The organism is Micromonospora sp. U56 (genome assembly GCF_018070095.1).
Classification (GTDB): domain Bacteria; phylum Actinomycetota; class Actinomycetes; order Mycobacteriales; family Micromonosporaceae; genus Micromonospora; species Micromonospora purpureochromogenes.
The window spans coordinates 26,817-37,719 of sequence record NZ_JAGPYL010000065.1 but is presented as its reverse complement, the minus strand read 5'-3'; the positions used below and the strand labels follow the sequence as shown (position 1 = coordinate 37,719).

The window sequence follows — 10,903 nt, the reverse complement described above, 5'->3', positions numbered from 1 at the left end:
GTCTCCGGCGTCGGGGTGGGCGCGGTCTCGTCGGTCGAGGTCGTCGACTGCGCCCCGGAATCCCGGACGGGAGGGGTGGCCCGGCTGCGGCGGGCCGGTCGGGTCCGTCCGGTGCCGGTGGCGGGCGAGCCGTCGTCCGGGCGGCTGGTCCCGTCCGGCCGGGTGTCGGCCGGGGCCGGGTCCGTCCCGGCGAGCGGATCGGCGAGCCCTGTCCCGTCCGGTCGGGTGGCGGTCGTGGTCGCTGTGCCGACCGTCGGCCGGGTGGCCGCGCCGGAACCCGGGTCGCCCGTCGGGCCGGCGGCCCGCCGCGTCGCGCCGGACCGACCGGGGGTGTCGAAGGGCTGGCCGGCCGACGCGAGGTCGCCGTCGAACCCGCCGTCGAACCCGCCGTCGTCCAGGTCGCCGGTGCGCTGCCGGGGCACCATCGCCGGGCGAGCGGGCGCGCGCCGTTCGGCGCGCTGGGCGAGCGCGGCCACCAGCACCGAGCCGGCCGCGCCGACGAGGACCGCGTACGGTGCGACGAAGTGCGCCGAGACCTGCGCGGGGGTGACCTCGGCCAGCCGGGGCACGGCGACGAAGTAGGCGACCGCGACGAGCAGCGGACCCGCCGCACCGGACACGGCCGCGCCGAGCCGATGCTCCGCCACCCGGGCAATACGCCGCGCGGCCAGCGCGCCGATCAGCAGCGCCGAACCGGCGGCCAGCAGCACCCCCGGCCAGTAGACGTAGTCCCGCAGCCAGAACCGGGTGCTGTCGGTATTGATCTGCCAGATCCCGAGCTGGGCGGTGGTCAACCCGCGTCCCGCGAGCACCCCGTCCGCGACCGACACCACGGCGAGCAGCCAGATCCAGCCCACCGTGGCGATCACGTTGGTCGCGACGGCCCGCGTGTGCAGCGCCCAGATCGCGGTCAGCAGCCCGACCAGCACGCCGACCGCCGCGTACCCGGCGGCCAGGCTCTGTGGCGAGAAGGTGTCGGGCACGGTCGCCGCCCGGGCGGGCACGGCCACCAGCAGCACCGTGATCAGCGCACCCACCGCGCCGGCCACGGCCAGCGTCATCCGGCGCAGCGTGCCGCCCGGCGCGGCGTCGCCGTCGTGTCCCCGTTCCTCCAGCCGCTGGGCGCAGACGGCCCCGGCGATGGTGGAGACGGCCGCGATCCAGGTCGCCCAGGCGAGGCTGGCGTACCAGGCGGCGCCGGCAGCGGCGGGCTCGGCCGGCGCCCAGTCGATGACGCCCAGCCCGTAGGCGAAACCCAGTTGTGCCGCACCCACGCCGGCAGCGACGCCGACCGCGGTGGCGACCGATCCTCCCCAGCCCAGTCTGGCCATGCCGGGGAGCGTAGCGTCCCCTGCTCGGCGCGGCGAGCCGTGTGACGGCCGGGACGACGTGCGGTGACGGCTTGGCATCGCCCGGTACGGTCGCTGGTGACGAGGCGGAGAGTGCGATGAGCGACGGACACACCCTTCTGGACACTCCACAGCCGGGGCCGCGGGGTCGCGCCCCGCTGCTGATCGGCGGCGGGCTGGCCTTCGTCCTGCTGGCCACCGTGGGTGCGACCGCCGGTTGGGTGCTGGCCGGGCCGGACGAGCCGTCCTCCACCGATCCGCCGGCCGCGGTCGCGTCGACCGCCCTGACCTCGGCACCCGCCCCGACCTCGGCCGCCCCGTCACCGGCGGCGCAGCCCGCGACCGTCGCACCGACGACCCCCCGGACCACCGCGCCCGCCGAGCCGAGCAAGCCCCCCGCCGGGTACGTGACCGTCCCCGACCTGGTCGGTGACGGCTTCGAGGGGGTACGCAGCGACCTGCGGGACCGGAAGCTGGGGTGGCGGCTGATCTTCGGCACCGGGTTGGGCGAGAAGGTCGAGCGCCTGGACCCCGCCCCCGGCACCCGGGTGAGCCACGGCACCACCGTCAAGGTGTACGTCGCCGGGCCGGCACCGGAGGCGGAGGTGCCCGATCTGGACGACTACGACTGCGCCGACGCCGCCGCGACGATCGTCGAGCGCGGCTTCTACCCGCGCTATCGCACGGGCCGGGTCGGCAAGGTCAGCTCCCAGGATCCGGAGCCCGACGTGACCCGGCACTGGAACGACGAGGTCGCCATCTCCTGCGGCGGCCAGGAGTAGGCGCGGGCGGGTCGTCGCGCCGATCCCGGCGGCTGGTGATTCCGACCGTTACCGTGGACCGTCGAGGGCCACGACGCCTGCCCCGGTGGGAGAGGACGTGCGATGAGCGACGACCGCCAGGAGCCCGCCCCCGACGCGAACCACCCGCTGCCCTCCGATGACGACCGGACCCGCTCGCTGCCCGGCGCCGGCGACGGACAGCCGCCGGGCCCCCCCACCCCCGAACCCTTGGACGCCACCGCCCGGCATGAGCCGTTGGACGCCACCGCCCGGCATGAGCCGTTGGACGCGACGGCCCGGCACGAGCCGCTGGACCAGACCCGGCCGCTGCCCCCGACCGGTGCCGGGGAGCAGACCGTGCCGGCCGCGCCGCCCGTCTGGTCCGGGCGGGCCGGGGTGCCACCCCCGCGTCCGGCCGACTACCGGGAGCCGGTCGAGTGGTACGGCGAGGAGCAGCGTGGGCGTCGCTGGTGGATGCCGATCCTGCTGGGCATCCTGGCGCTGCTGCTGCTCGCCGCCCTCGGCACGGGGATCTGGCTGGTGCTGCGGGCCGACGAGCGGGACGAGGAACCCTCGCTGCCGCCGCCGACCAGCGCGCCGGTGACCACGGCCGCGACCACCGCCGCCCCGACCACCGAGGCGCCCAGCACGCCGGCCACCACGGCGGCCGCCCAGATCCCGGTGCCGCCCCTGGTGGGGCTGCCGCGGGCGTCGGCCGAGCGGATTCTGGACCGGCTCGACCTGTCGTACCGGGTGCGGACGCGGGAGTCGTCGGAGCAGCCGCCGGGCACCGTTATCGAGACCGACCCGGAGGCGGGTGAGCTGGTCGACGCCGGTGACCGGGTGACGTTGGTGGTGGCCGCCGCGCCGTCGCCGACGGCTTCCCCGACCCGGACGGTCGAGCCGACGCCCGAGGTCACCCCCACCGGCTAGGAGGCTGTCGGCTCACCACATCCGGCGTCGCGTGCCGACCAGTCCCAGCCCGGCCAGGGAGATGGTCAGGCCGAGCAGGCCGGAGTAGAAGAGCGACTGGCTGAGCGCCTGCCGGTCGTCGGCCGTGGACGAGCCGGCCAGGGCCGCCTCGTCGCCGCCGGTGCCGGGCCGGGATCCGGCGCCGCTGGCGGGATCCTCCGAGGCGTTCGCCTCGGGGCCCGGTGTGGTGTCGCCGTACCGGTGGTCGTCGGGTGCGGCGAAATCGGCCGGGTAGTCGGAGTCGTCCTCGTAGCCGGGGTACCCGGCCACGCCGGGAGGTGGTGAGTTCTGCTCGACCACGGTGATCTCGGGAGCAGGAACCGGCTCGGCCAGCCGGGTCGCCGATTCGGCCGGATAGCGCACCACCACCACGAGGGTGGTGACGGCGCCGACCAGCGCCAGCAGCCCGAAGGCGTAACCGATACGGGACCTGTGGTGCCGCCGCGCGGCGGGCATATTGACCATGGCCATCCCAGGTTCAGGGTCCGGGACGCGCGGGGTGGTGACTTTGCCGGGGTGGGCGTACCGAGTCTATGGCGACGGCACGCCCACCGGCCGGGTAATGGCGGAGGTCAGCCCACCGCCACCGGGGCGCGGCCGATCGTCCGTCGGGTCCGTACGGTGTGCTGGCGCGGCACGGGCGCCGTCTGGAGCTGCCGGAGACCGGCCTCCTGCACGAAGATCGACCGTCGGTTGATCGCGTCCCCCGCCGCGTTCAACTCGTAACCGTCGAGCCAGAGCCAACCGTCGTAGGTGGGCCAGTCGAGCACCCGGATGACCCGGAACGTGATGGGTCGGATGAACTGGACACTCGCCGCGCGAGTCACGTGCAGTACGTCACCGGAGCGGGGAAGCACATGGGCTCCTGGGGAGGGTATGGCCGGCGGTGCCGGACCGGAGGTCATGGGGGAAGGTTTCTGGGGCCCGGTGACGGGATCGTGCCCCGCCGGCCGGTGGATCGGTGGCGGTGGTCGGGCCGTACCCGCTGGTGGCGGACCGCCACCCGACCATCACCGTGCTGCTCCCGGTTACCGCTCCCGCCGCCGCAGCCGTCGGGCGTGCAGCGGCGGGGTCATCACCCCGGGGCAGGACTCGTCGTCGCAGCTGGACCGGGTCGCCCGGCCGTCCCGCCGCCGGTGTCGTCGCCGGACCGGGGAAGCGTGGGGAGACGGTGAGTAACCCGAGCCATACGGACAGAGTGCATCAGTGACGTGCGACATGCAAGTTGCACGTCGACTTTTGCCGATACGCGAGCGCGACACGTGAACGAGGCGCTTGATGACGCCGACCCCGGACCGGCACACTGGACGCCGGTTTCGCCCGACGCGGCCGGTCGACGACCGGCACCACCCCTGCCGCGAACGATCGCCCGCCGTTCGTCGGTCGCGCCTCGGCGGGTGTCGACGCAGGCGCGAGCCACCGGGAGGTAACCGGGTGAGCGCGAGGAACGGGGACCACCACCCGGTGAGTCGCGGGGTGCCGCGGTGAGCGAGCGGCGCAGCCCCACCATCCGGCGTCGCCGGCTGGGCGCCGAACTGCGCCGCCAGCGCGAGGCGGCGGGGATAACCATCGAGACGGTCGCCGAGCAGCTCGAGTGCTCGGCGTCGAAGATCTCCCGGATCGAGACCGGCCACACCTCCGCGACCCCGCGGGACGTCCGCGACATGCTGCGGATCTACGGCGTGGTGGGTGTCGAGAGCGACGAGCTCGTGCAGATCGCTCGGGAGGCCCGGCAGAAGGGTTGGTGGCACCCCTACAGCACCGTGCTGGTCGGGGCGTACGTCGGCCTGGAGGCGGCGGCCAGCTCGATCCGGGCGTACGAACAGCAGGTGGTCCCGGGCCTGCTGGAGACCGAGGAGTACGCCGGGGCAATGATCCGGGCGGCTCGCCCGGACTTCACCGTCGACCAGGTGCAGCAACGGGTGCGTGTCCGTCTGGGCCGTCAGTCGTTGTTGACCCAGGACGATCCGGTCGATTTGTGGGTGGTGCTCGATGAGGCGGTGCTGAGCCGGCCGGTGGGCGGCGACGCGGTGATGCGTGGCCAGCTCCAGCGGCTGGTGGAAGTGGCGGAACTGCCGAACGTGACGCTTCAGGTCCTGCCCTTCGAGGTGGGCGCGCATGCCGGCATGGACGGCACCTTCACCATTCTCAGCTTCCCCGAACCGAGTGATCCCGATGTCGTGTACGCGGAGAACGCCACGGGTGGGCTCTTCCTGGAGAAGAGCGACGAACTGCAGAAGTACAGCTTCATCTTCGATCACATTCGAGCAGCGGCCATTCGCCCGGAGGAATCCATAGCTCACATCGCGAAACTGGTAGAGGAGCCGCTGTGGAAATGGCGACCAAGGAGTTCCCCGTGGACCTGAGGCACGCGACGTGGTTCAAGAGTTCGAAGAGCGGGCCGAACTGCGACAACTGCGTCGAGGTGGCGTACGTGACCGGGGCGGTCGGCGTTCGGGATTCGAAGGACAAGACGGGCCCGGCCCTGGTCTTCGCTCCGGGAGACTGGCACGCCTTCGTCACCCGGACACGGAGCGGCGGGTTCGTCCAGCACTGATCGACGCAACGTGGCGTTGACGACGGGTCGACCGGGGATGTGTCCGGCCGGCCCGTCGCCACTTGCGTTCCGTCTCGTTGAACCCCTCGATACGGCGCTGGTCGACAACCCGCCGCACGGATCGGAAACCGAGCGAGGCAGGCGAGACGGATGACGACGATCGGTTCAGACAACCTCACCAACGGCCCGGGCAAGTCGGAGCGCTTCGGCGGCAAGTACCGCGGCGCGCGCCGGGACACCGTGCTCACCGAGGTCGTGTCCACCGACAGCGAGGCCGGCGGGCGGGACGCCGGGTCGGCCGCGCCGGAGCAGGCCGGGCCGCCGCTGACGCTGCCCTCGCTCGACCCGAACCCGCTGACCGAGCCCTCGTTCCCGCCGGCCGGGTGGCCGCTGGAGCCGAACGAGTCGCTGGTCGACCATCCGCTGCTGCGCGGCCTGCTGATGGAGTTGCCGCCGAAGGGCAGCGTGCCGCCGCCCGGCTGGCTGGACCGTTGGTTCGAGGCGACCCGGGCGATCCTGGAGCTGCTATACGTGCAGGGGCCGAGCCGCACGCGCTGAGGTCGCCGTCGCCTCCGGTAACGCCCGCTCGGCGAGCCGGCTGTGGCGGAGCGCCAGGCGTACCCCGATCGCGATGACCGCGAGACCGCCCAGGGTGACGGCCGGTCCGGTCAGGCGGGGGTCGGCGGCGAGGTCCAGCCCCGCGGCCGACAGCACCGGCGGCAGTGTGGCCAGCGCGGTGACCTGCACCGGCAGGCCGATCAGTGGATGCGCCCCGGCGGCCCGCAGGCCGTGCGGCGCCGGCGTCTCCGGCGCGGTGGCGAACGCGCCGGCGCCGGCCCGGAGCCGGCGCAGCCGCCGCACCGTGCAGACCGCGACGGCGAGCGCCGGGCCGGCGGCCAGGCCGAGCCCGGCGGCGGCCCGGTCGACCGGCGTCGCGCCGGCACTGGTCAGGCCGACCGCCAGCACCGCCGCCGTCAGGCCGAGGCCGGTCAGCGTCAGAGCGAGCAACCATCCGGTACGCCGGCGGAGTGCGCCGGCGCGGTCCAGCCGGGGCAGTCGGTCCGCCACCACACCGGCGGCCAGCCAGACCGCGGCGATCGGCAGCAGAACGATGAGATGGCCATCCATGTGCTCAGCCTTCTCCAGTTCGCCGGTCGGCGAATCCGGGGCCGGCCCCCGGTTCGCCCCCCACCTCACCCGTAGGGGCATCTCGCCGGCGTTATGGACGCTTCGACATGTTTAACTCCCGGGCCTCGCCGATCTACCCTCATCTGGATCGGCAACCATCGATCAACCTCGGACTCGCGGGTGGACGGTCGGCTGCCGGTCGGAGGGAGGTAGGGAGATGGGTCTTACACACAGGTCCGCACTCGTGGGGGTGGCCACCCTGGCGATGTTGGCAACCGCCGCACCCGCCATGGCCGCCGAGCCCGTCGGGGTGATCCGGGAAGCGGGCGGGGCCACCGCCGTGCCGGACAGCTACATCGTGGTCTTCAAGGACAGCGCCGTCGGCCGGAGCCGGGTGGGTGACAACGCCCAACGGCTGGTCGGCAGGCACGGCGGCCAGGTCGCCCGCACCTACACCGCCGCGCTGCGCGGCTTCGAGGTCAAGGTCGGCGCGACGGCGGCGGCCCGGATCGCCGCCGACCCCGCGGTGGCGTACGTCGAACAGAACCACACGGTCTCCATCTTCGGCACGCAGACCAACCCGCCCTCCTGGGGCCTGGACCGGATCGACCAGCGCAACCTGCCGCTGAACAGCTCGTACACCTACCCGACCACGGCGTCCAACGTGCGCGCCTACGTCATCGACACCGGCGTGCTGTACGGGCACAACGACTTCGGCGGCCGGGCGGTCTCCGGCTTCGACGCGGTGGACGGCGGCTCCGCCGACGACTGCAACGGCCACGGCACGCACGTCTCGGGCACCGTCGGCGGCTCCTCGTACGGCGTGGCCAAGGGCGTGCAGATCGTCGGCGTCCGGGTGCTCAACTGCCAGGGCAGCGGCACCAACGCCCAGGTCGTGGCGGGCATCGACTGGGTGACCGCGAACGCGGTGAAGCCGGCCGTGGCGAACATGAGCCTCGGTGGCTCCGCCAACAGCTCGATCGACACGGCGGTCACCAACTCCATCAACTCCGGCATCACCTACGCGGTCGCCGCCGGCAACGGCGACATCTTCGGCAACCGCCAGAACGCCTGCAACTACTCCCCGGCCCGGGTCGGGTCGGCGATCACGGTCGGTGCCACCCAGAACAACGACGCCGCCGCGAGCTTCTCCAACTTCGGCACCTGCGTCGACATCCTGGCCCCGGGCGTCAACATCACCTCCGCCTGGTACACCGGCAACAGCGCGACGAACACCATCAGCGGCACGTCCATGGCGTCGCCGCACGTCGCCGGCGCCGCGGCGCTCGTTCTCTCGGCGAACCCGTCGTGGAGCCCGCAGCAGGTTCGCGACAACCTGGTCAACGCCGCGACCCCGAACGTGGTGACCAACGTGGGCACCGGGACCCCGAACCGACTGCTCTACGTGGACAACGGCACCACCCCGCCGACCAACGACTTCTCGGTCTCGGTGTCGCCGACCTCCGGCTCCACCGCGCCGGGCGGTTCGGTGACCGCCACCGTGGCCACCGCCACCACCAACGGCTCCGCGCAGTCGGTCAGCCTCTCCGCCGGCGGCCTGCCGGCCGGCGCGACCGCCTCGTTCAACCCGTCCACGGTCACCTCGGGCGGCTCGTCGACGCTCACCATCGCCACCTCGGCGAGCACCCCCGCCGGCACGTACACCGTCACCGTCACGGGCACGGCCGCGTCGGGCACCCGTACGGCGACGTACTCGCTGACGGTGACCGGCACGGGTGGTGGCGGCTGCTCCGGCAGCAACGGCACGGACGTCGCGATCCCGGACACCGGTGCCACCGTGTCCAGCTCGATCGTGATCTCCGGGTGTGGCCGCAACGCCTCGTCGGCGTCGACCGTCGCGGTGAACATCGTCCACACCTACCGCGGTGACCTGGTCATCGACCTGGTCGCCCCGGACGGCTCCGCGTACCGGCTGAAGAACAGCAGCTTCTTCGACGGTGCCGACAACGTCAACGCCACCTACACCGCGAACCTCTCGTCGGAGGCGGCGAACGGCACCTGGCGACTCCGGGTGCGCGACGTCTACTCGGGCGACACCGGCTACCTCAACACCTGGACCCTGACCCTCTGACGCACCCTCGCCGCGGGGCTCCTTCCGACCGGAAGGGGCCCCGCACCATGCCTGGCCGGGCCCGCCGGCTCCGCAGACCTGCCGGGTGGCGCGGCGGCGCGGGTCAGACCGAGAAGGTGGCCGGGCGTTCCGTGGCCGGCGCCGGGGGCTGCGCCTTCCACAGGCCGGTCTTCTGCCCGGCGAGGCGGGTCAGGTACGCCGGGTTGAGGATGACGTACCGGCGCCAGAGCCGCTTCGGCTCCAGGCCGAGCCGCCAGAACCACTCCAGCCCGGCCCGCTGCATCCACGCGGGCGGTTGCTTGAGCAGGCCGGCGTGGTAGTCGAAGGCCGCGCCGACCGCCATCAGCGGCATGTCCAGCAGCGGCCGCATCGCGTACGCGAAGACTTCCTGGCGCGGGCAGCCCAGGCCGACCAGGACGAGCCGGGCCCCACTGGCCCGGATCCGGTCGGCGATCTCCACGTCCTCGCCCGGCTGGACCGCGCGGAACTTCGACGGCTCGACCCCGGCGATCTTGAGCGCGGGGAACATCCGCTCCAGCGCCGGGATCAGCCGGGCCAGCGTCTCCTCGGTGGAGCCGTAGAGGTAGACCGGCAGCCCCTCCTCGGCGAAGCGGCGCAGCACGTGCAGGGTCAGCGTCGGGCCGTAGACCCGGTCCGCCAGGCCGGCGTGGTGCAGCAGGTTGAGCGCCCAGCGGACCGGCTGGCCGTCGGGGGTGACCACGTCGAAGGAGTTCAGCCGGGCGTTGTGCGCCGGGTCGAGCACGCCGGTCATCACGCCGTGCACGGCCAGCGCGGTCAGCGCCAGCGGCCGGCGCTCGTGCGCGGCGGCCACCACCTGCTCGGTCGCCGAGGTGTAGTCGGTCGCGTCGACCAGGACGCCCAGGACGTTCCGCTTACCCTTGCCGGTCATGCCTGCGGCACCCACTTGTCGACGTTGGCCTCGTAGATCTCCCGCATGATCATCGGTACGTCGTAGACCTGCTTCCAGTCCGGGTAGTCGGCCCGGAAGGCCTCGTTCGAGCCGATCCACCACTTGTGGTCGCCGATCCGGTTCGCCTCGACGTACTCGGTGACCATCTCCCGGCCGGTGATCTGCTCGGCCAGCGTGAACGCCTCGCGGTTGGAGGTGTTGGAGTGCCGGCCGCCGCCCAGGTTGTAGACGGCCGCCGAGCGCGGGTTGCGGAAGAACGCCTCGAACGCGGAGACGACGTCCGAGCTGTGGATGGCGTCCCGGACCTGCTTGCCCTGGTAGCCGAAGATCTTGTACGTGCGGCGCTCCATGTTCGCCCGCATCACGTACCCGAGGAAGCCGTGCAGCTCCGTCGCGGAGTGCGCCGGGCCGGTCAGCGTGCCGCCCCGGAAACAGGCGGTCTTCATGCCGAAGTACCGGCCGTACTCCTGGACCATCACGTCGGCGGCGACCTTGGAGGCGCCGAAGACCGAGTGCAGGCAGGCGTCGATCGACATGTCCTCGCGGATGCCCTGCTCGTACGGGTGGCCCGCCTCGATCTCCCACCGGGTCTCCAGCTCCACCAGGGGCAGGCTGTTCGGACGGTCGCCGTAGACCTTGTTGGTCGAGCAGTGGATCACCGGCGCCTCGATGCAGTGCTCGCGCACGTTCTGCAGCACGTTGAGGGTGCCGCCGGCGTTCACGTCGAAGTCGGTGAAGGGGTCGCGCACCGCCCAGTCGTGCGAGGGCTGCGCGGCGGTGTGGATCACCACGGCGATGTCCCGGCCGTAGCGCGCGAAGAGCTTCGCCAGCGAGTCCCGGTCCCGGATGTCGATGCTGTGGTGCGAGTACGCGGACCCCAGCTCGTCGGCGAGCCGCCGGACGTTCCACGCGGTCGACGCCTCGGCGCCGAAGAACTCCTGCCGCATGTCGTTGTCGATACCGACCACGTCCAGGCCGAGACCGGCGAAGTGCCGGACCGCCTCGGACCCGATCAGACCGCCCGACCCGGTCACCAACGCGACACTCACACGCCACTCCTGGTCAGTAGGAGGCAGGGAAACCCTCGGAGCA

The 10,903-nt window shown here is 72.9% G+C and carries 12 protein-coding genes; 6 read left to right on the top strand and 6 right to left on the bottom strand.

Annotated elements, in window-relative coordinates; genetic code table 11:
- Nucleotides 1–1,331: hypothetical protein (locus KBX37_RS21120; RefSeq protein ID WP_210777658.1), on the bottom strand; the 1,331-nt coding region annotated here is incomplete at its 3' end.
- 116 nt (nt 1,332–1,447) lie between these two features.
- On the opposite strand from KBX37_RS21120, the gene KBX37_RS21115 reads away from it, so the two are divergent.
- Together KBX37_RS21115 and KBX37_RS21110 are read left to right on the top strand one after the other, a co-directional pair.
- Entirely contained in the window at nt 1,448–2,131 is a 684-nt protein-coding gene (locus tag KBX37_RS21115; protein ID WP_210777657.1) for a Stk1 family PASTA domain-containing Ser/Thr kinase, read from the top strand.
- Between the two features lie 102 nt (nt 2,132–2,233).
- Nucleotides 2,234–3,064, top strand: coding sequence for a PASTA domain-containing protein (locus KBX37_RS21110; protein ID WP_210777656.1), 831 nt, complete (start codon nt 2,234–2,236; stop codon nt 3,062–3,064).
- A gap of 12 nt (nt 3,065–3,076) precedes the next feature.
- Here KBX37_RS21110 and KBX37_RS21105 read toward each other — a convergent pair whose 3' ends face one another.
- The gene (locus KBX37_RS21105) at nt 3,077–3,574 is read right to left on the bottom strand and encodes a hypothetical protein (protein WP_210777655.1); all 498 of its coding nucleotides are present in this window, start codon (nt 3,572–3,574) and stop codon (nt 3,077–3,079) included.
- A 101-nt stretch (nt 3,575–3,675) separates the two neighbouring features.
- Nucleotides 3,676–3,960, bottom strand: coding sequence for a hypothetical protein (locus KBX37_RS21100; protein WP_210777654.1), 285 nt, complete (start codon nt 3,958–3,960; stop codon nt 3,676–3,678).
- A 627-nt stretch (nt 3,961–4,587) separates the two neighbouring features.
- Between KBX37_RS21100 and KBX37_RS21095 the strand changes: the two genes are divergently transcribed.
- From KBX37_RS21095 to KBX37_RS21085, 3 genes are all read left to right on the top strand, one after another.
- Complete coding sequence (locus KBX37_RS21095; protein ID WP_210777653.1) at nt 4,588–5,469, top strand: helix-turn-helix transcriptional regulator; 882 nt, start codon at nt 4,588–4,590, stop codon at nt 5,467–5,469.
- Entirely contained in the window at nt 5,439–5,660 is a 222-nt protein-coding gene (locus KBX37_RS21090; RefSeq protein ID WP_210777652.1) for a DUF397 domain-containing protein, read from the top strand. The genes KBX37_RS21095 and KBX37_RS21090 overlap by 31 nt, the downstream gene beginning before the upstream one ends.
- 150 nt (nt 5,661–5,810) lie before the next feature.
- Nucleotides 5,811–6,218, top strand: coding sequence for a hypothetical protein (locus tag KBX37_RS21085; protein ID WP_210777651.1), 408 nt, complete (start codon nt 5,811–5,813; stop codon nt 6,216–6,218).
- Here KBX37_RS21085 and KBX37_RS21080 read toward each other — a convergent pair.
- Nucleotides 6,186–6,788 (bottom strand): hypothetical protein, encoded by a 603-nt coding sequence (locus KBX37_RS21080; protein WP_210777650.1) that lies wholly within the window; start codon nt 6,786–6,788, stop codon nt 6,186–6,188. The two genes, KBX37_RS21085 and KBX37_RS21080, sit on opposite strands and share 33 nt — an antisense overlap.
- Before the next feature lie 217 nt (nt 6,789–7,005).
- On the opposite strand from KBX37_RS21080, the gene KBX37_RS35465 reads away from it, so the two are divergent.
- The gene (locus KBX37_RS35465; RefSeq protein WP_210777649.1) at nt 7,006–8,880 is read left to right on the top strand and encodes a S8 family serine peptidase; all 1,875 of its coding nucleotides are present in this window, start codon (nt 7,006–7,008) and stop codon (nt 8,878–8,880) included.
- Between the two features lie 103 nt (nt 8,881–8,983).
- On the opposite strand, the gene KBX37_RS21070 is transcribed toward KBX37_RS35465, so the two are convergent.
- A complete protein-coding gene (locus KBX37_RS21070; RefSeq protein ID WP_210777648.1) occupies nt 8,984–9,790 on the bottom strand; it encodes a WecB/TagA/CpsF family glycosyltransferase in 807 nt (268 codons plus the stop codon).
- Complete coding sequence (locus tag KBX37_RS21065; protein ID WP_210777647.1) at nt 9,787–10,860, bottom strand: NAD-dependent epimerase/dehydratase family protein; 1,074 nt, start codon at nt 10,858–10,860, stop codon at nt 9,787–9,789. The genes KBX37_RS21070 and KBX37_RS21065 overlap by 4 nt, the downstream gene beginning before the upstream one ends.
- Between the last annotated feature and the right edge of the window lie 43 nt (nt 10,861–10,903).

Excerpts from the sequence above, each read along its gene's own strand:
- KBX37_RS21115 (WP_210777657.1), top strand. The coding sequence starts at position 1,448 with ATGAGCGACGGACACACCCTTCTGGACACTCCACAGCCGGGGCCGCGG.
- KBX37_RS21110 (WP_210777656.1), top strand. The coding sequence starts at position 2,234 with ATGAGCGACGACCGCCAGGAGCCCGCCCCCGACGCGAACCACCCGCTG.
- KBX37_RS21105 (WP_210777655.1), bottom strand. The coding sequence starts at position 3,574 with ATGGCCATGGTCAATATGCCCGCCGCGCGGCGGCACCACAGGTCCCGT.
- KBX37_RS21090 (WP_210777652.1), top strand. The coding sequence starts at position 5,439 with ATGGCGACCAAGGAGTTCCCCGTGGACCTGAGGCACGCGACGTGGTTC.
- KBX37_RS21085 (WP_210777651.1), top strand. The coding sequence starts at position 5,811 with ATGACGACGATCGGTTCAGACAACCTCACCAACGGCCCGGGCAAGTCG.
- KBX37_RS21080 (WP_210777650.1), bottom strand. The coding sequence starts at position 6,788 with ATGGATGGCCATCTCATCGTTCTGCTGCCGATCGCCGCGGTCTGGCTG.
- KBX37_RS35465 (WP_210777649.1), top strand. The coding sequence starts at position 7,006 with ATGGGTCTTACACACAGGTCCGCACTCGTGGGGGTGGCCACCCTGGCG.
- KBX37_RS21070 (WP_210777648.1), bottom strand. The coding sequence starts at position 9,790 with ATGACCGGCAAGGGTAAGCGGAACGTCCTGGGCGTCCTGGTCGACGCG.